The following is a 25,092-nucleotide window of genomic DNA, read 5'->3' as shown; positions in this document are numbered from 1 at the left end:
TTCAGCCAGACGGGCGAGTGGTACTGCTTTACTTCGTTTTCAGATCGTTTTTGACGCTTTTCACACCATCAATAGCTTTCGCAATTGACTCGGCACGATCGCTTTGTGCCTGGTTCTCAACCGTACCGGACAGCTGGACCACACCATCGGTGGTTTCAACTTTCACCATACGGGATGGCACGATGTCGTCAGCTAACAGTTTAGCTTTGATTTCGCTGGTAGTTGCTGCATCTCCGGCATAGCCCTTCACCGACGATTCTTTGCTGTCACGTACGTGCAGTTTGTCGCTTACAGAGCTTACGCCCTCAACGCCTTTCGCTACTTTAACGGCCTCTTCAGCCTGGGTCTGGCTTTCAACGAAACCGCTCAGAGTGACAACCTTGTTGTCGGTTTTAACAGAAATATCGGTGCTCTTAATGGATTCATGATCCACCAGTGCGGCTTTCACTTTTGCTGTGATAGAGCTGTCATCCATGAAATTACCGACTTTATTCATAGAGCTATCGATTTTTTCCCCTGCGGTATTAGCGGTATTTTGCGCTTTATCCATGGTGCTGGATTCCGCCAGAGCAGAACCGCTTACCAGGACACTACCCAACGTTACGGCCAGCAGAGTTTTAGAAATCTTCAGTCTTGTCATATTCATCGATTTATTCCTGTGTTTTGCCCGTTATTTGGGCGACATACTTCCCTAAATCTTGGTTTTATATATTGCGAATTAACACACGGGCGAAATGGAGAACCAGTGGACATGCATTGAACAGTTAATTCATCCACGCCCGGTGCTAAACACTGAGTTAAATATAGATCACAATCAGAGGGGTGCATTCAGAATTGGGGAAAAAACGAACGAATAGCGAAAAATTACGTTGAATTAAGAACATTCCGCAAGGGTTTAATAACACTGGAATTAAAGAAGAGCACGGCGGCTGCCGTGCTCTGAGAGGGAATTAATGCTCGCGCGTTTTGCGGAACTGAACGTCGGGATAACGTTCCTGCGTCAGGTTCAGGTTAACCATGGTCGGGGCGATATAGGTCAGATTATCGCCACCGTCCAGCGCCAGCTGAACTTCGTTCTTACGCTTAAACTCTTCGAATTTCTTCACGTCTGAACATTCAACCCAGCGCGCGGTCGCCACGTTCACCGATTCGTAAATCGCTTCCACGTTGTACTCGCTCTTAAGACGGGCAACTACCACGTCAAACTGGAGCACACCCACCGCGCCCACGATCAGATCGTTGTTGGCGATAGGGCGGAACACCTGTACAGCCCCCTCTTCCGAAAGCTGGACCAGGCCTTTCAGCAGCTGCTTCTGCTTAAGCGGATCGCGCAGGCGAATGCGACGGAACAGTTCCGGCGCGAAGTTCGGGATACCGGTGAACTTCATCATCTCGCCCTGCGTGAAGGTATCGCCGATCTGAATGGTACCGTGGTTGTGTAAACCAATGATGTCACCCGGATAGGCTTCTTCCACGTGGGAACGGTCGCCCGCCATGAAGGTCAGCGCGTCGGAAATCACTACGTCTTTACCAATACGCACCTGACGCAGCTTCATGCCCTTTTCGTACTTACCGGAAACCACGCGCATAAAGGCGACGCGGTCGCGGTGTTTCGGGTCCATGTTGGCCTGAATTTTAAAGACGAAGCCGGAGAACTTCTCTTCCTTCGCTTCTACTTCGCGGGTGTCGGTTTTACGCGGCATCGGCTGCGGGGCCCACTCAACCAGACCGTCGAGCATATGGTCAACGCCGAAGTTGCCGAGTGCGGTACCGAAGAAGACCGGGGTAATGTCACCGCTCAGGAACAGCTCTCTGTCGAACTCGTGAGAGGCGCCTTTGACCAGCTCAAGCTCATCGCGCAGTTGCGCGGCCAGCTCTTCACCGACAGCGGCGTCCAGCTCCGGGTTGTCCAGCCCTTTCACGATGCGGACTTCCTGAATAGTGTGGCCCTTACCGGTCTGATACAGGTAGGTTTCGTCTTTATAGAGGTGGTAAACCCCTTTGAACAGCTTGCCGCAGCCAATCGGCCAGGTGATTGGCGCGCAGGCGATTTTCAGCTCGTTTTCCACTTCATCCATCAGCTCCATCGGATCACGGATGTCACGGTCGAGTTTGTTCATAAAGGTAAGGATCGGCGTATCGCGCAGACGAGTGACTTCCATCAGCTTGCGGGTACGATCTTCAACACCTTTCGCGGCGTCGATCACCATCAGGCAGCAGTCCACCGCCGTCAGGGTACGGTAGGTATCTTCGGAGAAGTCTTCGTGCCCCGGGGTGTCCAGCAGGTTCACCAGGCAGTCATGATACGGGAACTGCATCACGGAGGTGGTAATCGAAATACCACGCTGCTTTTCCATCTCCATCCAGTCGGATTTAGCATGCTGGCTGGAGCCACGGCCTTTAACGGTACCCGCGGTCTGGATCGCCTGTCCGAACAGCAGCACCTTCTCGGTGATGGTCGTTTTACCGGCATCCGGGTGCGAGATAATGGCAAAAGTGCGGCGTTTGGCCACCTCTTGCAGATAAGGAGACAACGTCATAATCAATTCTTCTTAGGTAAGCGCGGCAGCAGGCCGCGCATCATGGAATACGAAAAATGCGGCTATTTTACCCATCAACAGGGGGCAGGCAATCATTGTTTACACAGGAGCTGCTCCAGTTCGTTCAATGACGTTACGGTCCAGGTCGGTTCGATGCCTTCAGGCAACGTGCGGCCATGCGCATTCAGCCAGACGGTCGACAGGCCCGATCTCATACCTCCCAGAATATCAGATTCTGCCGTATCCCCCACCATCAGCACGCGATCGCGGTCAGGATTGCCCGCTTGCGCCAGCGCATAATCGAAAATACGCGGATCCGGCTTCGGCACGCCTACCTCTTCGGAGATCACCAGCGCGTCGAAATGATCGCGCAAGCCAGTGCGTTCAAGGCGGATCTGTTGAAGCGCGGTAAAGCCGTTGGTGATGATCCCAAGCTTCACCTTCCCTTTCAGCGAATCCAGCAGAGAAACGGCACCGGGCAGCGGCGCGCAGATATCCGCCATCGCATTCAGGAAGGCCTCGTTCAGCACCCCAGGACTGATGTTTAACCGTTCAGCCCAGACGTCAAAACGCTGATGCTGAAGCTGTAACGCGGTGATGGCTCCGTTCTGGTAATCCACCCACAGCGGCTTGTTCACCGCCTGATAGTCCTGAAAATCTTCCGCGGTGAACGTCACGCTATAGTCGAGAAACATCCGCTGTAGGCCGCCGAACGAGTCAAACGTAAACAGCGTTTCGTCGGCATCAAAGAAAATCCAGTCCCATTTCATCGTTACAACCTTATTTTCGTTATCCAATCGGCAGAGCCATGATAATGGCGTCTTCACGTCCCTCTGCGGTGGGGTAGTAGTTACGGCGGATAGTCGCCTCGTTGAAGCCTAAGCTTTCATAGAGCGCGATGGCGGCGACATTGGACGCGCGCACCTCCAGCCACAGGGTGAAAACGTCACGGGTTTCCAGCTCACGAATGAGGTGCTCAAGCAGATCCCTGCCCAGCCCGCGGCGCTGGTAAACGGGATCGACCGCGATATTAAACAGCGTCGCCTCGTCCAGAACGACCTGCGTGATGGCGAACGCGGCCATCGCACCGTCAACGTCCAGGCGGAGATTTAAATAGCGTTCGCCCTGATTGCTGGCAAACGTCTTTTCGCTCCACGGAAAGGCATGGGCGCGTGTTTCAATCGCGAACGCGGTGGCCAGGTCAGCCGTCGTGAGGGAAGAAATCGTGTTCATATTCGCAAATTTGTTGCCATAGCGCGCTACGCGCTTTTGGGTTGGCTTTCAGTTCGTCCAGCGCTGGCGAGCTGATCTGGCTTCCTTCAAGAGGTAGCTCATCCACCGCCCCGATTCGCCAGCTGTTACAGCGGCTGTCAGGGGGAAGCATCGCGACGCTTTCGGGCGCCAGCTGTAATACCTGATCGTTTGTCACCTTCAGGGTGCGAAGGACATCCTCAATCAGGGGTTCGTTCAGGGCAGGCGGCGCTTCTGCCACCATCACCAGGCGGACATGCGCAGGGATGGAGATGGCTATTTCGCCCCGCAACGCCGTCGGGCGACGCAAAGCCCACTGGGTGATGCCCAGCTGCTGCAACTGCCAGTCTCGTCGGGATGTCATAGCGAAAACTCCTGTCTCTCAGGCGCGCAAATATAGCAAATGTGTCGAAACTGCGCCATCTACCTACTATAATCCCCGCCTGAGTTTATTGAGGAACAATTCATGTCTGCATTTACCCCGGCAAGTGAAGTCTTGCTGCGTCACAGTGATGATTTCGAAGAAAGCCGTATTCTGTTTGCCGGAGATATGCAGGATGACCTGCCCGCACGTTTCGACTGTGCTGAAAGCCGTGCCCACACCCAATACTACCACCACTGGCAGGTGCTGAGCCGCCAGATGGGCGAGCGCGCACGCTTTAGCCTGGTGGCGGAGCAGAGCGATATTGCTGACTGCGATACGCTCATTTACTACTGGCCGAAGAACAAACCGGAAGCCCAGTTCCAGCTGATGAACCTGCTTTCTCTGCTGCCGGTCGGCTGCGATATTTTTGTCGTCGGTGAGAACCGCAGCGGGGTGCGAAGCGCAGAGCAGATGCTCGAAGGCTACGCGCCGTTGACGAAAATCGACAGCGCCCGACGCTGCGGCCTGTATCATGGCCGTCTGGAAAAACAGACCACTTTTGATGCCAACACCTTCTGGGACGAGTACCAGCTTGACGGCCTGACCATTAAAACCCTGCCGGGTGTGTTTAGCCGTGACGCGCTTGATACGGGCAGCAAGCTGCTGCTGTCCACCCTGACGCCGCACACCAAGGGCAAGGTGCTGGATGTCGGCTGTGGCGCGGGCGTGCTGTCAACGGTTCTCGCCAGCCACTCACCAAAAGTGCGTTTAACCCTGTGTGACGTGAGCGCCCCGGCGGTAGAAGCCAGCCGCGCCACGCTTGCTGCGAACGGCATTGAAGGCGAAGTGATCGCCAGCAACGTCTTCTCCGACGTGACCGGTCGCTTTGACATGATCATCTCTAACCCGCCGTTCCACGACGGGATGGAAACCAGCCTTGAAGCGGCGCAAACGCTGATCCGTGGCGCAACCCGTCACCTTAACAGCGGCGGTGAGCTACGTATTGTGGCGAATGCCTTCCTGGCGTATCCGAAAGTGCTGGATGAAACCTTCGGCTTCCACGAAGTGATCGCCCAGACAGGCCGCTTTAAGGTGTATCGCACCGTGATGACGCGCCAGGCGAAAAAGTAATTCCCCTGCCCGGCGATGGCTGACGCTGCCATCGCCCATTTTTGCAGCAATCAAAACAACGTGCGCAATTTTCTGTTGACGTAAAGCTGAAAACATCTAGAATGCGCCTCCGTGGTTACGATACTTTTACAGTGTCGATGGTATGCGAAGGTGGCGGAATTGGTAGACGCGCTAGCTTCAGGTGTTAGTGTCCTTACGGACGTGGGGGTTCAAGTCCCCCCCCTCGCACCATAAATCACGTTGATATTGCTCGCACTGGGCGAAGGTGGCGGAATTGGTAGACGCGCTAGCTTCAGGTGTTAGTGTCCTTAGGATGTGGGGGTTCGAGTCCCCCCCCTCGCACCAACGAGGCGATATCAAACCAGTAAGATGACTGTGCGAAGGTGGCGGAATTGGTAGACGCGCTAGCTTCAGGTGTTAGTGTCCTTACGGACGTGGGGGTTCAAGTCCCCCCCCTCGCACCAATTATCTTACATCCCTTCAGCAGTACCTCTTGTTTTTCCCTTTTATTTCAAACTCATCAGAATCACCAGCAGTCCACTGATTAGCGCAACGCATGATGGCAACAGCACGTAATGCCGTAACTGTTTGTGCCAGATCATCGCGGATGTCACCAGCAAGCCCGAAACAATCATTGCTTTCCAGACATCAATGGGAAGATCGGCAAACATCAGCCCACCGATAATGGAACCAGGCAGCAATATTCCCCACCCACTTCCCAGCGCTTTGCTCAACATGGTTTCACCTCTCGCACTGATAATGATAACCAGTATCATATGATAGTAATTATCACTTGTCAGCATGCGACGTAAGAAATTGCGCCAGCAATTGCTTTCCCATAATGACAGAGAATGTGTAAGGTGATAAATTGCCCACCTGTTAACTTCCGATAACGTTTTTCTGATAATAAAAATTCAATTTTGTAGCGACCAATAATACATAACAACACCTTGCTCATTGTTTTAATTGAGTTTTAATAAAAACGCACGCATATGACATCACAATCCTGGCTGTCCTTAGTCAACAAGAAATATCAGCTTTCTTTACGTTTATTTTTATTTCTGAACGCTGCATCAGCATTGTTCTCGGTAACAAACCCTCTCTATTCCGTTCGTGTGTTATCAGTCCCCCTGTTTGCCGTATTGACTGCCAGCACTGGCTTACTTATCTGGCACTGGAAAAATAGCACGCGAAAAATAAATATCCCTGCTGTTTCAGCTATTTTTGGGTTTTTATGGGCATGGCAGATCGTCTCAAAATTTCTGTTAATAACGCACGATCACGCAACCTATTTAATGATGGCGCTATTAACAGTGCTTTTTATAGGGTCTCTGGCTTTCGCCAGTAATATTAAAGCCTTTACGTTACATTCATTTCCCGCTTTTATATCCTGCCTGTGGCTTAGCCCGTCCGAAAACTGGCTGAGAATGGCCTATTTTTTCGCGCTGCCGGTGGTCGCCATTGGTATCCATCATGTTCTTCAGCGGCGTAATGACCGTTTCGCCCAGGAGCTGCTTTCCGAACTGCTCGAAGAGCGTGAAACCCTGACCGATCTCAGCATGATGGACCCGCTCACCGGCCTATATAACCGTCGCGGGCTGCAAAGCCGGCTTGAGAACCTCCCCAGGCCTGACGCTGGCGAGCACTTTGTGCTGCTGATGGATATCGACCATTTCAAAGCCTACAACGATCATTACGGCCATATGATGGGCGATCAGGCCTTGATCAGGGTCTCGGCTGCGATCCGCGACGCCGTGCGCTCACGCGATGTTGTCGCCCGGTTTGGCGGGGAAGAATTTATGGTGCTGTTAAGTAACATCCCACTGGAGCAAGCGCGCCAGACAGCTGAACGCATACGTCAGAAGGTTTACGATCTCAAAATCCCCCACATGTTTAACGAAAGCGTCGCCACTAACGTGACCATCAGCATTGGCATAGCCATGTTCGAAGGTGAAGACGTTGATGGCGCACTGGCGAAAGCCGATAAAGCCCTCTATGAAGCCAAGCATATGGGACGCAACAGCATTCTACTGAGCGACGAGCTTCATATCGCCTGAAACCGCCTTCACAGCGCCAGGATAAAACGCTTGCGCTCGGTTTTATCTATAGTTAGGATTGGCAATCATTATCATTTAGATTTGTAATCCACACTATGGCGACTCGTACCGCACACATCGTTGAGCCACTACTCTGGCGAGCTCCACTCTCCGCCGGAGAAACGACGCTTGCGGATGCCATTCGGGAAAAAATCGCCGTAACACGTGCCCATCTGCTGGATTTCATCAAACTGGATGAAGCACCGCCGCATCATGCTCTGACGCTGACTCAGTGGCAACGACCTGCCGAGCTGCGGTCACTGCTGGCAACCTATTCCGACCATATTTATCGTAACCAACCGACGCTGGCGCGGGAAAATAAACCGCTGCTTTCCCTCTGGGCACAATGGTATATCGGGCTGATGGTGCCGCCTGTCATGCTGGCCCTGTTGACCCAGGAAACGATGCTCGATCTCTCGTCGGAACATTTCCACGTCGAATTCCATGAGACCGGACGCGCCGCCTGTTTCTGGATTGATGTACACGAAGATCCGAGCGCGAGTCACCTGTCAGCGCAGGCGCGTATGGAACGGTTGATTACAAGAGCGCTGGTTCCGGTCATTGATGCGCTGGAAGCGACGGGGGAGATCAACGGCAAACTGATCTGGAGTAATACCGGGTATCTTATCCACTGGTATTTAACGGAGATGAAGCCGTTGCTCGGCGACGAGAAAGTGGATGCGCTGCGTCAGAGCTGTTTCTTTGCCAGACAGCTGTCGGATGGGCGGGATAACCCTCTTTACCGCACCGTGGTTCCGCGTGAGGGACTTCTGGTGCGTCGTACCTGCTGTCAGCGCTACCGTCTGCCGGATGTCCAGCAGTGCGGCGATTGCACGCTTAAGTAGTCTGGCCCTGCCTGAAACCCGCAGAGAGAGGGAACAAACACTAAAAACGGCAACCTGCGTTGCCGTTTTGCTTTTACCTAAGCGACCTGCTGATTTTCCTCTTCCCCATTACGCTGTGCTTCTTCCGCTTCCTGCTGAAGCAACTGTTTCTCGTACACCTTGAAGAACGGGAAATAGATAATGGCGGAAACGCAGGCCAAAACCAGCACCAGAATGGCTGCACGGAAATCCCAGCCCAGCGCCCAGGCGGCACCAACCGGAGCCGGTGCCGTCCACGGCACAACGGAAATCACGCGGCCAATCAGATCAAACTTCATCGCTGCCCATGCCAGCACGGCATTGACCATCGGCGCCAGCAGGAAAGGAATAAAGAACACCGGGTTCATCACAATCGGCGTACCAAAAATCACCGGTTCATTGATATTGAAAATGCTTGGCACCACGCTCAGGCGTCCAATGGAGCGCAGGTGCGCGGAGCGGCTACGCAGGTAACAGAACACCAGCCCCATCGTCGCTCCTGACCCACCGATCACAATAAAGAACGTCCAGAAGGCTTCCATAAAGATGTGTGGTAAAGGCAGGCTCGCCGCCAGCGCGGTCTGGTTCGCCCCCAGGTTCGTCAGCCAGAACATTTGCAGCATACCCGATACAATCGCTGCACCGTGGATCCCGGCAAACCACAGCAGGTGGCCAATCAGCACCGCCAGCAGGATCGCTGGCAGCGAGTCCGCCGCAGAGACCAGCGGTTTGAATATCGACATGATGGCCTGTGGGATCAGCATACCGAACTGCGACTGGATCAACAGACTCAGCGGATAAAGCGTCAGCACCACCACCAGCACCGGGATCAGCAGGTCAAACGAGTTTTTGATCATCGGCGGAACCTGGTCTGGCAGACGGATCCCGATATTGTGTGCTTTCAGGAAACGCATCATCTCAACGCAGTAAATCGCCACCAGGATCGCGGTGAAAATCCCGGTCCCTCCAAGGCTATCAACCGGTAAGGCGCCTTTGGTTTTAGGCGCGGCGACCAGCAGGAACGCCATCAGCGACAGCATCGCGCACATGAACGGATCCAGCTGATGGGTTTTAACGTAATGTTTGCCCAGGTTGTAGGCGATAGCCGCACAGATATAGAGGGACATCACCCCCATCGTCATATCAAACGGCGTCAGAATTTGACCTTCAAACTGCTTCGCCATATCCAGCCAGGCGCGGGCAAAGCCCCAGGTGGTATCTGGCGAAAAAGGTGGGTAAGCGAACACTAATAAAAACGACCCGACAATCATAAACGGCATTGCCGAGATGAACCCGTCACGAATCGCCATAACGTGACGCTGGGAAGAGATGCGCCCGGCAATAGGGCTGACATAATTTTCAACGAAGCGGAAAATCAGATTAAATGCAGCATGGTTGGCAGACATAGCAGATCTCCTGTCAGACGTTCGTTTCGGACGTTCTCACGTCACACGTTGTTCCATACATCAGCGTCACAACCTTGCCGGATCGTGTACCTGCGGTACTGCTCAAACGGAATGGTTTCATAATTAGCTCTTATTATTAGATACAGGGGAAGTTACACACTCAGTATTAATCTCTGCATCACGCTCTGCAACCGGTTACTGTAACCGGTTTCTGTGAATGTGAAGGCGATCCAGAAATCGCCCCTGACGGATATTTGTTACTTAAGGGATATTTACAGCGACTAAATTCTTATGACAGATTACGGAAGATATTTGTCAGGAGGAATCAATGAGTTTGCAGTCTGTACAGCAGTTTTTCGCCGAACACGCTCCGGATATAGAAATCATCGAGCTTAACCAAAGCACAGCGACTGTTGCCCTTGCTGCTGCCGCGCACAACGTTGAACCCGGCCAAATTGCCAAAACGCTGTCACTGAAAATTAAAAATGATGTGATTCTGGTGGTTGCAAAAGGCGATGCGCGTCTGGATAACAAAAAGCTCAAAGAGACATTCGGCGCAAAAGCCCGCATGCTCAGCTGCGATGAGGTAGTAACCCTGACGGGTCATCCTGTTGGCGGAGTCTGCCCTTTTGGACTGGAAAATCCGCTCTCTGTTTACTGTGACATCACTTTAAAACAGTACGCCGAAGTGTTACCCGCAGCGGGCGCCATCCACAGTGCGGTGCGTATATCGCCCGACAGAATGGCGGAACTGACCGCAGCGAAATGGGTTGATGTCTGTATTTGAACGTTGCGCCAGAAAAATTCTGGCGCATCACTTAACACTACGAGAAAGAAGGAACGGTGAGAGCGGAACGGCGTATTTCCCTGACCGGGAGATGCGCCAGGATATCTGCCGCATCCAGTAATCCCACATCAGAATTGACGCCCAGTTTTACCATTGCGTTAAACTTATGCGCCCGGATGGTTTTGATATTGCGTTCAAGCTGTGCCGCAATTTCAGGGATCGAAAAACCCGATGACATATATCGCAGAATCGCCCTTTCAGTTGGGCTTAGCATACGATGCTGGCTCACACACCAGTGATTGTACACGTTGTCGTTCACGTGATGCGTTTCGCTGAGTAATGTCTCCAGCCCCTCCATTAACTGCTTCAGCGGAACCGATTTACTGATAATTCCATGTAAGCGAGAAGGTGAAAGATGGCTGACCAGTCTCGCCTCCATTTCATCAGAGGCCAGCACAATACGCTTGACGTCGCTGTGGGTGAAGGTGAGATCCCGCAAACAGGCCAGACAGTTTCGCCGCTCCTCACGCTCATCGGACAATGAATAAATTACGGCAAAGAATGAGATTTCCGAGAGCGCCGCTTTGAAGTTGTCAAATCTGGCAAACAGGTGCACCTGGTAATGGCTCAGGGCGGGCATCGCAAAAAGATGCTTCAGCCCCATAGCGCTCATTGAGCAGCTTTCGATGACGGCGATATGTTTTGTTGCAGTGGTCTTTTCCATTCCTCAAACTCTCCATAAGCCGACATTAAACTGAGTTCTCGCATTCCCTGGGTACTGCTTATCCACGCGTACATATCGGCATTACTGCGAAGTGATAAGCGACGCATTGCACTGTTTTTCTGTGCACTGATCGTTTTATTACTTTTATTAAGTAGCGTGGCTATTTGGTTGATTCCCCAACCTTTACCTAACAAACGCAACACCTTGCGTTCAGAGTGGGTAAGCGCAATCATTTGCTCACTCTCCTCTTCAATATCAGGATTTTCCGGTATCAATAACGTCTGGCTTATTCGCTCGGCACGTTCACTCCCCGCGCGAATAGCGTTAATTACGCCTTCAATGGGTTCCATATCCGAAAGCAGCGTGCTTTCCGGACGCATAAGAAGCTCTACTGCAAGTGGATAAAGGGGGCGCGAAACGAGGAATATCCAGTGAATATCCCGGTACTGATTCATTAACCCATAATATTGCTCAAGCGTGCCGCGTGGATTACGATACTCACCCGAAATATCGGCAATAACGACCCCAGCGCGACGCAATTGTAATAACGTCAACTCCTGCATCGAACGGCAGTACGTTATCTCAAAATCGGGAAAATGACGCGACATGACGCCACCTAACCCATTTTGCATAACCGGTACTCTGCTGATCACCACTCCGTGTTTACCATTCAATGGCAACATAGACCCTCCCTGTCATGAATTCTTTATTTAAGAACGAACTAACCCTGCAAGGTTAAACACGTTTGCATTCCGAAGTACAAACGGGTTAATACTCGCAAAATAGAACAAATATCACATGGGTTAAGAAACGCCCAATACAGGCCTAATATCGCATAAAGACCATTTAAATTTAATTCAAATTGCGTGAAAAGATCGAAAATATGAAATTAGAAATACTTAATATATTGTTTTTATAAATCCTAATTTCACATTCATTAAATAAATAACAATGCTGTCTTTCCTCCGCCCCCATCGCGCCACTGATCGCACAAATGTTGATCTGGCCCAGCGCAAAGGGCCCTGCACTTTGTGTTAAAAGTAAGCAATCTCTCTTCTCTTCAGGGCGTTTCATGCAGGCAGATCGGTCTACGCAACGTGCCACCACGCGGCTATGTATTCAGTGCGGGCTTTTTCTCTTACAGCACGGCGCAGAAAGCGCCCTCGTCGAAGAGCTCTCCACACGCCTTGGGCTGGCGCTGGGGATGGACAGCGTTGAGAGTTCCATCTCGTCAAATGCCATTGTGCTGACCACCATTAAAGACGGACAGTGCCTGACCTCCACCCGTAAAAATCATGACCGCGGCATTAACATGCACGTCGTGACGGAAGTGCAGCACATCGTGATCCTTGCTGAACACAAGCTGCTCGATCTCCGGGAGATAGAAAAACGTTTCAATCAAATCAAACCCCTCCGGTATCCGCGCTGGCTGGTTGTGCTGATGGTGGGACTGTCCTGCGCCTGCTTCTGCAAGCTCAACGCGGGCGGCTGGGACGGCGCTGTCGTGACCTTCTTTGCCAGCAGCATCGCAATGTATGTCCGCCAGCTGTTGACGCACAGACAGCTACATCCGCAAATTAACTTCTGCATCACGGCATTTGTGGCGACAACCGTATCCGGCCTGCTTTTGCGCCAGCCCTACTTCGCCAGCACGCCTACTGTTGCGATGGCCGCCAGCGTATTGCTGCTGGTGCCAGGTTTTCCCTTAATTAATGCCGTCGCTGATATGTTCAAAGGCCATATCAACACCGGTCTGGCGCGCTGGGCGATAGCCAGCCTGCTGACGCTGGCGACCTGTATCGGGGTGGTAATGGCCATGACACTCTGGGGGTTACGCGGATGGGCGTGATGGATTTTATGCTCGTACTGGCACAGGACATGCTCTTGTCTGCCCTTCCCGCCGTTGGTTTTGCGATGGTGTTTAACGTCCCACAGCGTGCATTACCCTGGTGTGCGCTGCTGGGTGCCATTGGCCACGGCTCTCGTATGATCATGATGACAGCGGGCTTTAATATTGAATGGTCGACGTTTATCGCCTCCATGCTGGTTGGCAGCATCGGTATTCAGTGGTCCCGCTGGTATCTGGCGCACCCGAAGGTATTCACCGTGGCGGCAGTGATTCCTATGTTCCCGGGCATTTCAGCCTATACGGCGATGATCTCCGCCGTCAAAATCAGCCACTTTGGCTACAGCGAACCCCAGATGATCCTGCTCCTGAGCAACTTCCTTAAAGCCTCGTCGATCGTGGGTGCGCTCTCCATCGGCCTGTCGATCCCCGGCTTATGGCTTTACCGCAAACGTCCACGCGTATAATAAAATCGCTTGCAATTGTATCGTGTACTATCTATATTCATTTCATGGACGCAAAAACGAACGACACCACCAACGCGCTTCTGCTGGATAACCAGCTCTGTTTTGCCCTCTATTCGGCAAATCTGGCGCTTAACAAGCTGTACCGGCAACTGCTGGCACCGCTTAACCTGACCTACCCGCAATACCTGGTGATGCTGGTGCTCTGGGAACAGGATGATATTACGGTGTCAGACATTGGCGAGCGGCTGTACCTGGATTCCGCCACGCTGACTCCCCTGCTGAAACGCCTGGAAAGCGCAGGATTGATCCTCCGCCAGCGTTCCCGTCAGGATGAGCGTCAGGTCGCCGTCACCCTGAGCGACGCGGGTCGGGCGCTGCAACAGCAGGCCGTGACGATACCCCACGCCGTGGGCTGTGCATCGCAGTGTGATACCGACACCATGCTGGCGCTCAAGCAACAGCTCGAAAGTTTGCGCCAACAGCTGCATCGCGCGTAAGGCTGTACTTTACGCGTCTAATTTTAACTTAAAACATCGCGCGCTATTTAATAGCGCATATAAACGTAAGATGAGGAACCTGCCATGTCTTTAGAAAAAGTTGTCTACACTGCCAAAGCCAAAGCAACCGGAGGCCGTGATGGCCGCGCCACGTCTTCCGATGGCGTTCTGGATGTCAAACTGGGTGTGCCAAAAGAGATGGGCGGCATGGGGGGTGAAGTAACCAACCCTGAACAGCTGTTCGCTGCGGGCTACTCCGCCTGCTTCCTGGGCGCAATGAAGTTCGTTGCGGCACGCGATAAATTCGCTCTGCCAAAAGACGCCTTTATTGAAGGCGAAGTAGGGATCGGCCCGCTGCCAACCGGTTTTGGTATCGAAGCGAAGCTGAACATCCACGTTGAAGGGATGGACGCAGCGGAAGCCAAAAAACTGGTGGATGCGGCGCACATCGTCTGTCCGTACTCTAACGCGACGCGCGGCAATATCGACGTGACGCTGAACATCATCGCGTAACCAGCCCCTGTGATTTTAGCCCCGGTAAGCGTAACGCCACCGGGGAAATCCTCTCCTTTCCTCCCCTCTCTCTGTGCTACCATAACCCTCAATCACGCCCGTAGTAATCAGTTGAGAAAGTGTTATGTCCTCCAGAATTCTGACCACCAGCATTGCTGGCATTGATGCCTTTATGCGCGATCCTCGCGGTGTGTTGACGCACGCCGAAGGCGGCACGCTCGCGGTATTTGCCGACAACGCCCCGGCGTTTTATGCGGTCACGCCGGAACGTCTGGCGCAGCTTCTGGAAATTGAAGAGAAGCTGTCGCGCCCGGCGAGCGATGTCATGCTGGATAATCAGTTTTTTGACGAACCCGCCAGCGCCCCGGTGGCCGTTCCAATGGGGAAATTTCCCATGTACGCCGGTTGGCAGCCGGACACCGATTTTCAGCGGCAGGCGGCCTTATGGGGAATAGCCCTCTCGCAGCCCGCAACACCGGAAGAGCTGGCAGCCTTTACCGCATACTGGCAAGCTGAAGGAAAAGTCTTCCACCATGTTCAGTGGCAGCAAAAATTCGCGCGCAGTCTGCAAATCAACCGCGCCAGCAACAACGGCCAGCCAAAACGTGATATCAATGCTTTTTCAGAACCGGACAAAAAAATCCCTGATGGATTCCGAGGTGCGAAATGAAAAACGTCGGCGACCTGATGAAACGTTTGCAGAAGATGATGCCTGCCAACGTGAAGCCCGCCTTCACCACCGGTGAAGAGCTGCTGGCATGGCAAAAAGAGCAGGGTAAAATTCGCGCGGCTGCCCTCGCCCGCGAAAACCGCGCGATGAAAATGCAGCGCACCTTTAACCGCTCGGGCATTCGCCCTCTGCACCAGAACTGCTCCTTCGAGAATTATAAGGTCGAGTCTCAGGGGCAGATGAACGCCCTTAACCAGGCGCGCCAGTACGTGGATGAATTTGACGGCAACATCGCCAGCTTCATCTTTAGCGGAAAACCCGGCACCGGGAAAAATCACCTCGCCGCCGCTATCTGCAACGAGCTGCTGCTGCGCGGGAAGTCAGTGCTGATTATCACCGTGGCCGATATTATGTCCGCCATGAAAGACACCTTCAGTAATCGCGAAACCAGCGAAGAACAGTTGCTAAATGATTTAAGTAACGTGGATTTGCTGGTCATCGACGAGATCGGTGTCCAGACGGAGTCCCGCTACGAAAAAGTGATCATCAACCAGATTGTCGATCGCCGTTCGTCGTCAAAACGCCCAACCGGTATGTTGACGAACCACAATATCGACGAGATGATCCGACTTCTTGGCGAGCGGGTGATGGATCGCATGAAGCTGGGTAACAGCCTGTACGTCATTTTCGACTGGGACAGCTACCGCAGCCGCGTCACCGGCAAAGAGTATTAAGATATTTCCAGGGAGCGCCGGAAGAGCAGAGGTATATACTGAACCCACTTCTGGCCCAAAACGGACCTTGTTGAGTAAATCATTATGAAAAAACAATTTCTTATCAGCATCCTTACTGGCGCCCTGCTGGTGACTGGCGCAGCGCAGGCCGCATCATGGCAGGAGTCGCTCTCCAGCGCAGCAAGTGAGTTAACCAAAGAGAGCGGCACGTCCCAGGGCGGGCTGTCAGCCTCGTCCCTCACCGGCCTGCTGGGCAACAGCTCCCAAAGCCTGAGTGCCGGAACGATGAACAACGCCGCGGGTATTCTGGAATACTGCGCGAAGCAGAAACTGGCTTCCGTCACCGATACCGAAAACATCAAAAACCAGGTGTTGGGTAAACTGGGTCTGGACACCCAGGAGCAGAAAGCGGACACCAACTATATGGACGGTATTCAGGGCCTGCTGAACGCGCAAAATGGTCAGCAGCTGAACCTCAGCACCCTTGGAAATTCATCTCTGGCGAAACAGGTGAAAACGAAAGCCTGCGATCTGGTGCTGAAACAAGGCGTTAATTTCCTCTCCTGATTGTCCCCCTTTTTTCTGCCACAACACGCCGCGTTTATTACATTAGTCTTATACCGCGGCGTGAAGTGCGTTTTTTTACCCCCTGACACCACCTCAGCCTCCGTATGCCACGATGCGACTGTATTCAAAAATCCGATTTTATAAACCAAATCCTAACAACAGCACACTTTCGTGACACTAAAATTGCAGCTAAGCGACATCGCAATTACATTGTATTACCCAAAAAATAAGCAATTAGCCGGCTAAGCGTCCGGCATGATGAGGATCTGCTGTTGTCAGAGTTAATGTCCCTTGTCCTTTTCCTGGCTTCCATCGGCGTTTATGCCTGGAAAGCCGGTCGTCACACCTGGTGGTTTGTGGCCACCCTGGTGGTGCTCGGTATTTTTATTGTTTTAAACATTACGTTATATGCCAGCGATTACTTTACCGGCGACGGTATTAACGACGCGGTGCTCTACACATTGACCAACAGTCTGACCGGCGCAGGTGTGGGTAAGTACATCCTTCCGGGTCTGGGGCTGGTGGTCGCCCTGGTGGGCATCTTCGCCGCGCTGGCCTGGGTTCTGCGCCGTCGCCGTCACCGTCCGCATCATCATGGCTACAGCCTGCTGGCGCTGTGCCTGGCGCTGGCCTCCGTGGATGCCAGCCCGGCATTCCATCAAATTACCGAGCTGGTAAAATCCCAGTCGCGCGATGGCGATCCGGACTTTGCGGCCTATTACAAAGAACCCTCGAAGAAAATCGACAACCCTAAACTCAACCTGGTCTATATCTACGGCGAAAGTCTGGAACGCACCTGGTTTGACAACGATGCTTTCCCGAACCTGACGCCAGAGCTCGGCGCGCTGAAAAACCAGGGCCTCGACTTCAGCCACACCATGCAACTGCCTGGCACGGATTACACCATCGCCGGGATGGTGGCATCCCAGTGCGGCATTCCCCTGTTCGCCCCGTTTGAAGGCAACGCCTCCGCCTCGATGTCGAGCTTCTTCCCGCAGAACATTTGCCTCGGCGATATCCTGAAAAACTCGGGCTATGAAAACTACTTTATGCAGGGCGCTAACCTGCGCTTTGCCGGGAAAGATGTGTTCCTGAGATCCCACGGTTTCGATCACTTATATGGTTCCGAAGAGCTGAAAACCACGGTCGCCGATCCGGCCTACCGCAACGACTGGGGCTTTTACGACGATACCGTTCTGGATGAAACCTGGAAGAAATTCGAGGAGCTTTCCCGCGCCGGTAAACGCTTCTCGCTGTTTGCGTTGACCGTCGACACGCATCATCCGGATGGTTTCGTCTCACGCACCTGTAAACGTCAGGGCTACGACATTGACGGTAAAAACAACAAGTCGTTCAGCGCTGTGACCTGTAGCCAGGAACATATCGCGGCGTTAATCGAGAAAATCAAAGCGTCGCCGTATTTCAAAAATACGGTCATCGTCGTCTCATCTGACCATCTGGCGATGAAAAACAGCGCCTGGGATGAGCTGAATAAGCTGGATCGCAGCAACCTGTTCTTTGTGCTGCGCGGCGATAAACCGCAGCAGGAGATCATTGCCGCTAAACGTAACTCGATGGATAACGGCGCCACCGTGCTGGATATTCTGGGTGGCGATAACTTCATTGGCCTGGGCCGCAGTACGTTGTCGGGCCAGTCCCTGTCGGAAATCTTCCTCAACATGAAGGAAAAAATCCTCGCCTGGAAGCCGGATATCATTCGTCTGTGGAACTTCCCGAAAGAGATAAACGACTTCACCATCGATCAGGATAAAAAAATGATCGCGTTCTCCGGCAGCCATTTCCGCCTGCCTCTGCTGCTGCGCGTGTCGGATAACCGCGTCGAGCCGCTGCCGGAAAGCGAATACTCCGCGCCACTGCGCTTCCAGCTGGCGGAATTCGCCACGCGCGATAATTTCGTCTGGGTCGATAAATGCTACAAAATGGGCCAGCTCTGGTCACAAGAGCTGTCACTGTCCACCGACTGGTGCGTCTCACAGGGGCAACTCGGCGGCGAGCAGACCGTGCAACACGTTGATAAACCGCAGTGGCAAGGGAAAACCGCGTTTAAAGATACGGTTATTGATACCGCACGCTATCAGCGCAACGTAGACCTGCTGAAAATCGTCGACAACGACATTCGTTATAAAGCTGACAGCTTTATTTTTAACGTTGCCGGCGCGCCTGAAGAGGTGAAGCAGTTCAGCGGTATTTCACGTCCCGAATCGTGGGGGCGCTGGTCTAACGCGCAGTTAGGTGATGAGGTGAAAATTGAGTATACCCATCCGCTGCCGGAGAAATTCGATCTGGTGATCACCGCCAGGGCATTTGGTCCCAACGCAAACCGTCCTGTGCCGGTGCGCGTCGGCGATAAAGAACAGATGCTGACGCTGAGCAATGATGTCACCACCAGCACGCTGCATTTCGATAACCCCACGCGCAGCAATACGCTGGTCATTGTGCCGCCCGAGCCGCAGTCCACTAACGAAGGGAATATTCTCGGTCACGCTCCGCGCAAGCTGGGAATCGGCATGGTGGAGATTAAAATTGTGAGCAGCGCTGGCTGATGACGGCGTTCACCCTTCGCCCGACGCGCATCGACGACGTCGCTGCCCTGCCCGCCATTGAACGCGCGGCGGGGCAGCGATTTCGCGACGTTCCTGAGCTGGCCTGGCTGGCAGACAGCGAGGTTATTTCCGTTGAAGATCACCTCGGTTACGCCGGACGCGGATTAAGCTGGCTGGCGCTGGCTGATGACAGGCCCGTGGGCTTTATTCTCGCCGAAGCCGAGCCATCTTCGCTGTTTATTGTGGAACTTTCCGTTCATCTGGACTGGCAGGGACGAGGTCTCGGACGCCGGTTGATTAACCGTGTCGCAGAGCATGCCCGCACGCTGGGGCTAACCTCGCTGACGTTAACGACGTTTCGTGATGTCCCGTGGAACGCGCCCTACTACAGGCGATTAGGGTTTGAAATGATGACGACGCTGACGCCGGAAATGCGCCAGAAACGTGAAGAAGAGACGGCGCACGGTTTAGCGTATGCTTCCCGCTGCGCCATGCGCCTGCCTCTGTAAAATCGCCCGGTGGCGCTGCGCTTACCGGGCCTACAAAACCCAATTCCGCAGGCCAGGTCAGACGCAGCCACCCGGCAAATTGCACAATCCGTAGGCCGGGTAAGGCGCAGCCGCCACCCGGCAAAACGCACATCCCGTAGGCCGGGTAAGGCGTAGCCGCCACCCGGCGAAACGCACATCCCGTAGGCCGGGTAAGGCGCAGCCGCCACCCGGCAAAACGCACATCCCGTAGGCCGGGTAAGGCGTAGCCGCCACCCGGCGAAACGCACATCCCGTAGGCCGGGTAAGGCGCAGCCGCCACCCGGCAAAACGCACATCCCGTAGGCCGGGTAAGGCGTAGCCGCCACCCGGCGAAACGCACAACGTCAGAACGTTTCCCAGTTATCGCCCGCATCTGCGGTCGCCGGTTTACGCGCCACTACCGGTGCGGCAACGCTTTTCGCGGAGGCGAACTCGCGCGCCTTCATCTGTTCCTGCTGAATACGGAACACCGCAACGGCCTGCGTCAGACGGCTCGCCTGCTCTTCCAGTGCCGCCGCGGCCGCCGCAGACTCTTCCACCAGCGAGGCGTTCTGCTGGGTCACGCGATCCATCTCCGCCACCGCCAGCCCCACCTGGTCGATACCGCGGCTCTGCTCATCAGACGCAGACGCGATTTCGCCCATGATGTCCGTCACGCGCGTTACCGCATTCACGATCTCACCCATGGTTTCACCGGCGCTTTCTACCAGCGTTGATCCCAATTCCACGCGCCCCACGGAGTCTTCAATCAGGCTCTTGATCTCGCGAGCCGCCTGGGCGCTGCGCTGCGCCAGGTTTCGTACTTCACCTGCAACCACCGCAAAGCCGCGGCCCTGCTCGCCCGCACGTGCCGCTTCTACCGCCGCGTTCAGCGCCAGAATATTGGTCTGGAAAGCAATCCCGTCGATCACGCTGATAATATCGGCGATTTTCTGCGAACTGCCGGCGATGTCGCGCATGGTCTGCACCACGTTATCCACCACTTTCCCGCCTTTCTGCGCGGTTTCAGACGCGCTCAGGGCCAGGTTGCTCGCCTGACGGGCATTCTCGGCGTTTTGCTTCACGGTGGCGGTCAGCTGTTCCATACTGGCGGCGGTCTCTTCCAGAGAGGCAGCCTGCTGCTCGGTACGGGATGAGAGATCGTTATTGCCCATCGAGATTTCGCTCGCACCGCTGTAAATGGCGTTTGCGCCGTTACGCACGTCACCCACGGTACGCACCAGCTCGCCCTGCATATGGCGCAGGGAGTCAGCCAGTTCACCCATCTCGTTGGAGCCTTCCACGTCGATGCGCTTCACCAGGTCGCCGCTGGCGATATGACGAATGCTGTCAATCAGACGGTTCAGCGGCGAAATCAGCGCCTGACGAATACCCAGCCAGACGGCAACAATCACCACCAGCACCGCAGCCAGCACGCTAATCAGCACCCAGATAGCCTGGCGGTAAGAGCTGTTGCTGTCTTCAACCGCGGTCTGATAGAGCGCGTCGTTTTGTTGCAGATAGCTGACGTACTGCTTCTCAAAGCCATCCTGATAGCTCTGGGTCGGCTGGTCGAAGAACTCGTTGATCTTGCCCGCCCCCAGCAGCTGGATCAGCTCGGCCAGCGCGCCGTGGTAGATATCGTAATTACGTTTGATTTCCAGTGCCGCAGCGTCGCTCTGACGCGGGTCACGCGGAAGTGCTTCGTAATCCGCCCAGTTTTTTTCCGCCTGTTTCAGAGACGCAGAGGCTATCTGCATCAGCTCGGCGACGGTTGAGCCGCTGCCGATATTGTTCTGATCCATCATGTAGCGGATACCCGCGCGGTTCAGGGTGTTACGGGTTTGCAGCAGCGCCACCCAGCTACCGTTCAGGGTGGATTGTTGCTGGCGAATGGTTTGCAGAATGGTGAAATTCTCTTTGTCATGCTTCAGGGCATTGAAGAAAAGACCACCGGATGTGAGTTGTAAAAGGCCAAATATCGCTAAAACCAGCAGTAAGCTGGTGACAATCTTGATACGATTTAACATGTTTTCTCTTTCCTCAGACAGATACAGAATTTTCGGCCTGGAAAGGGAAAACTTTACGAAAATCATCCTGGATTTTAGGGTTTTTACTCTTCGTCCCGCGCGGCAATATGTCGGTTTCCGAGTTCAATAAACTCTTCCAGCAGCGCCGTGAGCTGCTTCATCTTCTCCGGGGTATATTCCGCCTCAATCTGCTGGTACGCCTCTTCCACCTGAGCCTGAGCACGCTGGTACAGCGCGTTGCCTTCTTTCGTCAGCGATACGTACAGCTTGCGCTGGTCATTCACCGGCTTTAAGCGCAGCACCAGACCGTCGCGCTCCATCCGCGTCAGAATGCCGGTCAGGCTTGGGCGCAAAATGCAGGTGCGGAACGCCAGATCATGAAAATCCATGGAGGGATGCTCGGCCAGCACGCGGACGATACGCCATTGCTGCTCGGTCAGATTATGCCGTTTCACTATCGGGCGGAAGTAGCCCATCGCCGCTTCACGCGCCTGCAACAGCGCGATGGTTAATGAATCATGCATCACCTTCCCCTTACATCATTAACAAGTAAACAATTTAAAACAGATGCTTTTATAGACAATACGTTGTAACCCAAAAAGTCTAACAGAAACAACGTCATTTTTTTAATGCATTGATTTTAATGATAATTAACCCATTGGTGTAAATTTATTGTTATTCATATCACAAATTATTCACTTCTGTTTGCGAAACGAACAGCAAAAGCATAAAACCAGATCATTAACATATTAATGAAATCAAAACCGGACAGCCGGTTTGAGGAGTATGGGAATGAAAGGTACTGTTTTTGCCGTAGCGCTAAACCACCAAAGCCAGCGTGCGGCCTGGGCTGAGGCGTTTGAAAAAGCCCCCTATAACGCGCCGCCAAAAACGGCGGTGTGGTTTATCAAGCCACATAACACCGTTATCCGCGCAGGCGAGCCGATTCTCTTCCCGCAGGGAGAAACCGTGTTAAGCGGCGCAACGGTGGCGCTGGTGGTGGGCAAAACCGCCAGCAAAGTACGCGTTGAAGAGGCGGCGGCGTACATCGCTGGCTACGCGCTGGCCAACGAAATCAGCCTGCCGGAAGAGAGCTTCTACCGCCCGGCTATTAAAGCCAAATGTCGGGATGGATTTTGCCCGCTCGGCGAACCTGTCGCCGTTGATAACGTGGACAACCTGACCATCATCACCGAGATCAACGGTCGCGAAGCGGACCACTGGAACACGGCCGATCTGCACCGCAACGCCGCCGAACTGCTGAGCGCCCTGAGCGAATTTGCCACCCTGAACCCCGGCGATGCGATATTGCTCGGTACCCCGCAAAGCCGCGTCGAAATTCGCCCGGGCGATCGGGTACGCATTCTGGCAGAGGGATTTCCGCCGCTGGAAAACCCGGTGGTGGAGGAACGCGACGTTACCATCGCTTCGCGCACGCCGCCGCACGCCACGCTGTTCGCCCTCGGCCTGAACTACGCCGATCACGCCAGCGAGCTGGACTTCAAACCGCCCACCGAGCCGCTGGTGTTTATCAAAGCGCCGAACACCTTTAACGGCGACAACCAGACCTCGGTGCGCCCAAACAACATTGAATACATGCATTACGAAGCCGAGCTGGTGGTGGTCATCGGTAAAACCGCGCGTAAGGTCAGCGAAGCCGAGGCGATGGACTATGTTGCGGGCTACACGGTGTGCAACGACTACGCCATCCGCGATTATCTCGAAAACTACTATCGCCCGAACCTGCGGGTGAAAAGCCGCGACGGGCTGACCCCCATCAGCCCGAACGTAGTGCCAAAAGAAGCCATCCCTGACCCGCACAACCTTCGTCTTCGCACCTACGTCAACGGTGAACTGCGTCAGGAAGGCACCACCGCCGATCTCATTTTCAGCATCCCATTCCTGATTGCGTATCTGAGCGATTTCATGACCCTGCAACCGGGCGACATGATTGCCACCGGCACGCCGAAGGGGCTGTTCGACGTGGTACCGGGCGATGAAGTGGTAGTGGAAGTGGAAGGCGTAGGCCGCCTGGTAAACCGAATTGTCAGTGAGGAGACTGCAAAATGAAAAAGATTAACCACTGGATCAACGGGAAAAACGTCGCCGGAAGTGAGTACTTCCAAACCACTAACCCGGCCTCCGGCGAGGTGCTGGCAGAAGTGGCCTCCGGCGGCGAAGCCGAAATCCATCAGGCCGTTGCCGCCGCCAAAGAGGCGTTCCCGAAATGGGCCAACCTGCCGATGAAGGAGCGTGCGCGCCTGATGCGTCGCCTGGGGGATCTGATTGACCAGAACGTGCCGGACATTGCCGCCATGGAAACCGCCGACACCGGCCTGCCGATCCACCAGACCAAAAACGTGCTCATTCCACGCGCCTCGCACAACTTTGAGTTCTTCGCCGAGGTGTGCCAGCAGATGAACGGCAAAACCTACCCGGTCGATGACAAGATGCTCAACTACACCCTCGTGCAGCCGGTAGGCGTTTGTGCGCTGGTGTCGCCGTGGAACGTGCCGTTTATGACCGCCACCTGGAAGGTCGCGCCGTGCCTGGCGCTGGGTAACACCGCGGTGCTGAAGATGTCCGAGCTCTCCCCGCTGACCGCCGACCGTCTGGGCGAGCTGGCGCTGGAGGCGGGCATTCCGGCGGGCGTGCTGAACGTAGTGCAGGGCTATGGCGCCACGGCGGGCGACGCGCTGGTGCGTCATCATGACGTGCGCGCCGTCTCCTTCACCGGCGGCACCGCCACCGGGCGTAACATCATGAAAAACGCCGGGCTGAAGAAGTATTCCATGGAGCTGGGCGGCAAATCTCCGGTGCTGATTTTTGAAGACGCGGACATCGAGCGCGCGCTGGACGCCGCCCTGTTCACCATCTTCTCCATCAACGGCGAACGCTGCACCGCCGGCTCGCGCATCTTCATCCAGCAGAGCATCTACCCGGAGTTCGTCAAACGCTTTGCCGAGCGCGCCAGCCGCCTGCGCGTGGGCGACCCGACCGATCCGAACACCCAGATTGGCGCGCTGATCAGCAAGCAGCACTGGGAGAAGGTCTCCGGCTACATCCGCCTCGGCATTGAAGAGGGGGCAACCCTGCTGGCGGGCGGCCCGGACAAACCGACCGATCTGCCTGCGCACCTGAAAGGCGGCAATTTCCTGCGCCCGACCGTGCTGGCGGATGTCGATAACCGCATGCGCGTGGCGCAGGAGGAGATCTTCGGGCCGGTGGCCTGCCTGCTGCCGTTTAAGGACGAAGCGGAAGGCCTGCGCCTGGCAAACGACGTGGAGTATGGCCTGGCGTCGTACATCTGGACGCAGGACGTCAGCAAAGTGCTGCGTCTGGCGCGCAACATCGAAGCGGGCATGGTGTTCGTTAACACCCAGAACGTGCGCGACCTGCGCCAGCCGTTTGGCGGCGTGAAGGCCTCCGGCACCGGGCGTGAGGGCGGCGAGTACAGCTTTGAGGTCTTCGCGGAGATGAAAAACGTCTGTATCTCCATGGGCGACCATCCGATTCCAAAGTGGGGGATCTGA

The 25,092-nt window shown here is 54.4% G+C and carries 26 protein-coding genes and 3 tRNA genes; 18 read left to right on the top strand and 11 right to left on the bottom strand.

Features of this window, described 5'->3' with window-relative positions; genetic code table 11:
- Positions 1–28 precede the first annotated feature (28 nt).
- The 5 genes from osmY to L3069_RS03135 form a co-directional block, all read right to left on the bottom strand.
- The gene (osmY, locus tag L3069_RS03155) at positions 29–646 is read right to left on the bottom strand and encodes a molecular chaperone OsmY (protein ID WP_022646982.1); all 618 of its coding nucleotides are present in this window, start codon (positions 644–646) and stop codon (positions 29–31) included.
- A gap of 304 nt (positions 647–950) precedes the next feature.
- Positions 951–2,540: a peptide chain release factor 3 gene (prfC, locus tag L3069_RS03150; RefSeq protein ID WP_022646981.1), complete on the bottom strand. Its 1,590-nt coding sequence runs from the start codon at positions 2,538–2,540 to the stop codon at positions 951–953.
- Between the two features lie 92 nt (positions 2,541–2,632).
- Entirely contained in the window at positions 2,633–3,310 is a 678-nt protein-coding gene (gene yjjG, locus L3069_RS03145) for a pyrimidine 5'-nucleotidase (protein WP_022646980.1), read from the bottom strand.
- 19 nt (positions 3,311–3,329) lie between these two features.
- Positions 3,330–3,773, bottom strand: a complete 444-nt coding sequence (gene rimI / locus L3069_RS03140) for a ribosomal protein S18-alanine N-acetyltransferase (RefSeq protein ID WP_038415270.1) — start codon at positions 3,771–3,773, stop codon at positions 3,330–3,332.
- Positions 3,742–4,155 (bottom strand): DNA polymerase III subunit psi, encoded by a 414-nt coding sequence (locus tag L3069_RS03135; RefSeq protein ID WP_022646978.1) that lies wholly within the window; start codon positions 4,153–4,155, stop codon positions 3,742–3,744. Before L3069_RS03135 ends, rimI begins: the two co-directional genes overlap by 32 nt.
- A gap of 102 nt (positions 4,156–4,257) precedes the next feature.
- On the opposite strand from L3069_RS03135, the gene rsmC reads away from it, so the two are divergent.
- The 4 genes from rsmC to L3069_RS03115 all read left to right on the top strand — a co-directional run bounded on the left by rsmC (position 4,258) and on the right by L3069_RS03115 (position 5,750).
- On the top strand, positions 4,258–5,286 hold the full coding sequence (gene rsmC / locus L3069_RS03130) for a 16S rRNA (guanine(1207)-N(2))-methyltransferase RsmC (protein ID WP_032625390.1): 1,029 nt from the start codon (positions 4,258–4,260) through the stop codon (positions 5,284–5,286).
- 144 nt (positions 5,287–5,430) lie between these two features.
- Positions 5,431–5,517: transfer RNA gene (locus L3069_RS03125), tRNA-Leu, on the top strand.
- A gap of 28 nt (positions 5,518–5,545) precedes the next feature.
- Positions 5,546–5,631: transfer RNA gene (locus L3069_RS03120), tRNA-Leu, on the top strand.
- Positions 5,632–5,663: 32 nt separating this feature from the next.
- Positions 5,664–5,750 (top strand) — tRNA-Leu (locus tag L3069_RS03115).
- Positions 5,751–5,792: 42 nt separating this feature from the next.
- Here L3069_RS03115 and L3069_RS03110 read toward each other — a convergent pair.
- Positions 5,793–6,062: a DUF1435 domain-containing protein gene (locus L3069_RS03110; protein WP_026080652.1), complete on the bottom strand. Its 270-nt coding sequence runs from the start codon at positions 6,060–6,062 to the stop codon at positions 5,793–5,795.
- A gap of 216 nt (positions 6,063–6,278) precedes the next feature.
- On the opposite strand from L3069_RS03110, the gene L3069_RS03105 reads away from it, so the two are divergent.
- A complete protein-coding gene (locus L3069_RS03105; RefSeq protein WP_023305406.1) occupies positions 6,279–7,343 on the top strand; it encodes a GGDEF domain-containing protein in 1,065 nt (354 codons plus the stop codon).
- A 95-nt stretch (positions 7,344–7,438) separates the two neighbouring features.
- Positions 7,439–8,227 carry a siderophore-iron reductase FhuF gene (fhuF, locus tag L3069_RS03100; protein ID WP_022646974.1) on the top strand — a complete coding sequence of 263 codons (789 nt, stop codon included), beginning with the start codon at positions 7,439–7,441 and terminating at the stop codon, positions 8,225–8,227.
- Between the two features lie 77 nt (positions 8,228–8,304).
- Here fhuF and L3069_RS03095 read toward each other — a convergent pair whose 3' ends face one another.
- On the bottom strand, positions 8,305–9,651 hold the full coding sequence (locus L3069_RS03095; protein WP_006810218.1) for a PTS cellobiose transporter subunit IIC: 1,347 nt from the start codon (positions 9,649–9,651) through the stop codon (positions 8,305–8,307).
- Positions 9,652–9,979: 328 nt separating this feature from the next.
- Here L3069_RS03095 and L3069_RS03090 point away from each other — a divergent pair, with 328 nt between their 5' ends.
- The gene (locus tag L3069_RS03090) at positions 9,980–10,438 is read left to right on the top strand and encodes a YbaK/EbsC family protein (RefSeq protein WP_022646971.1); all 459 of its coding nucleotides are present in this window, start codon (positions 9,980–9,982) and stop codon (positions 10,436–10,438) included.
- Positions 10,439–10,475: 37 nt separating this feature from the next.
- On the opposite strand, the gene bglJ is transcribed toward L3069_RS03090, so the two are convergent.
- The gene (gene bglJ / locus L3069_RS03085; protein ID WP_032625381.1) at positions 10,476–11,111 is read right to left on the bottom strand and encodes a DNA-binding transcriptional activator BglJ; all 636 of its coding nucleotides are present in this window, start codon (positions 11,109–11,111) and stop codon (positions 10,476–10,478) included.
- Positions 11,108–11,845, bottom strand: a complete 738-nt coding sequence (locus tag L3069_RS03080; RefSeq protein ID WP_022646969.1) for a response regulator transcription factor — start codon at positions 11,843–11,845, stop codon at positions 11,108–11,110. The genes bglJ and L3069_RS03080 overlap by 4 nt, the downstream gene beginning before the upstream one ends.
- A 389-nt stretch (positions 11,846–12,234) precedes the next feature.
- On the opposite strand from L3069_RS03080, the gene L3069_RS03075 reads away from it, so the two are divergent.
- The 9 genes from L3069_RS03075 (at position 12,235) to L3069_RS03035 (ending at position 19,529) form a co-directional block, all read left to right on the top strand.
- Entirely contained in the window at positions 12,235–13,011 is a 777-nt protein-coding gene (locus tag L3069_RS03075) for a threonine/serine exporter ThrE family protein (protein WP_017383842.1), read from the top strand.
- A complete protein-coding gene (locus tag L3069_RS03070) occupies positions 13,002–13,475 on the top strand; it encodes a threonine/serine exporter (protein WP_038415262.1) in 474 nt (157 codons plus the stop codon). Before L3069_RS03075 ends, L3069_RS03070 begins: the two co-directional genes overlap by 10 nt.
- Positions 13,476–13,519: 44 nt before the next feature.
- Positions 13,520–13,972, top strand: coding sequence for a MarR family winged helix-turn-helix transcriptional regulator (locus L3069_RS03065; RefSeq protein ID WP_126509564.1), 453 nt, complete (start codon positions 13,520–13,522; stop codon positions 13,970–13,972).
- Positions 13,973–14,056: 84 nt separating this feature from the next.
- Entirely contained in the window at positions 14,057–14,485 is a 429-nt protein-coding gene (locus L3069_RS03060; RefSeq protein WP_003856578.1) for an organic hydroperoxide resistance protein, read from the top strand.
- A gap of 124 nt (positions 14,486–14,609) precedes the next feature.
- Positions 14,610–15,155, top strand: coding sequence for a primosomal protein DnaT (dnaT, locus tag L3069_RS03055; protein WP_038415259.1), 546 nt, complete (start codon positions 14,610–14,612; stop codon positions 15,153–15,155).
- The gene (gene dnaC / locus L3069_RS03050) at positions 15,152–15,889 is read left to right on the top strand and encodes a DNA replication protein DnaC (protein ID WP_038415258.1); all 738 of its coding nucleotides are present in this window, start codon (positions 15,152–15,154) and stop codon (positions 15,887–15,889) included. Before dnaT ends, dnaC begins: the two co-directional genes overlap by 4 nt.
- An 84-nt stretch (positions 15,890–15,973) precedes the next feature.
- Positions 15,974–16,456, top strand: a complete 483-nt coding sequence (locus tag L3069_RS03045) for a DUF2501 domain-containing protein (protein ID WP_022646964.1) — start codon at positions 15,974–15,976, stop codon at positions 16,454–16,456.
- A 272-nt stretch (positions 16,457–16,728) separates the two neighbouring features.
- Positions 16,729–19,020, top strand: coding sequence for a phosphatidylglycerol--membrane-oligosaccharide glycerophosphotransferase (opgB, locus tag L3069_RS03040; RefSeq protein WP_038415257.1), 2,292 nt, complete (start codon positions 16,729–16,731; stop codon positions 19,018–19,020).
- On the top strand, positions 19,020–19,529 hold the full coding sequence (locus L3069_RS03035) for a GNAT family N-acetyltransferase (protein ID WP_038415255.1): 510 nt from the start codon (positions 19,020–19,022) through the stop codon (positions 19,527–19,529). Before opgB ends, L3069_RS03035 begins: the two co-directional genes overlap by 1 nt.
- Before the next feature lie 365 nt (positions 19,530–19,894).
- Here the strand turns inward: L3069_RS03035 and tsr are convergent, their stop codons facing one another.
- Both tsr and hpaR read right to left on the bottom strand, forming a co-directional pair.
- Positions 19,895–21,559 (bottom strand): methyl-accepting chemotaxis protein, encoded by a 1,665-nt coding sequence (tsr, locus tag L3069_RS03030; RefSeq protein WP_023305399.1) that lies wholly within the window; start codon positions 21,557–21,559, stop codon positions 19,895–19,897.
- Between the two features lie 83 nt (positions 21,560–21,642).
- Positions 21,643–22,083 carry a homoprotocatechuate degradation operon regulator HpaR gene (hpaR, locus tag L3069_RS03025; protein WP_006810239.1) on the bottom strand — a complete coding sequence of 147 codons (441 nt, stop codon included), beginning with the start codon at positions 22,081–22,083 and terminating at the stop codon, positions 21,643–21,645.
- A 268-nt stretch (positions 22,084–22,351) separates the two neighbouring features.
- Between hpaR and hpaG the strand changes: the two genes are divergently transcribed.
- Together hpaG and hpaE are read left to right on the top strand one after the other, a co-directional pair.
- Positions 22,352–23,629, top strand: coding sequence for a 4-hydroxyphenylacetate degradation bifunctional isomerase/decarboxylase (hpaG, locus tag L3069_RS03020; protein ID WP_038415254.1), 1,278 nt, complete (start codon positions 22,352–22,354; stop codon positions 23,627–23,629).
- Positions 23,626–25,092 carry a 5-carboxymethyl-2-hydroxymuconate semialdehyde dehydrogenase gene (gene hpaE / locus L3069_RS03015; RefSeq protein WP_022646959.1) on the top strand — a complete coding sequence of 489 codons (1,467 nt, stop codon included), beginning with the start codon at positions 23,626–23,628 and terminating at the stop codon, positions 25,090–25,092. The genes hpaG and hpaE overlap by 4 nt, the downstream gene beginning before the upstream one ends.

The sequence above is a fragment of the Enterobacter cloacae complex sp. ECL411 genome, assembly GCF_021869665.1.
GTDB lineage: Bacteria > Pseudomonadota > Gammaproteobacteria > Enterobacterales > Enterobacteriaceae > Enterobacter > Enterobacter intestinihominis.
This window is presented reverse-complemented; position numbering and strand designations above follow the sequence as displayed.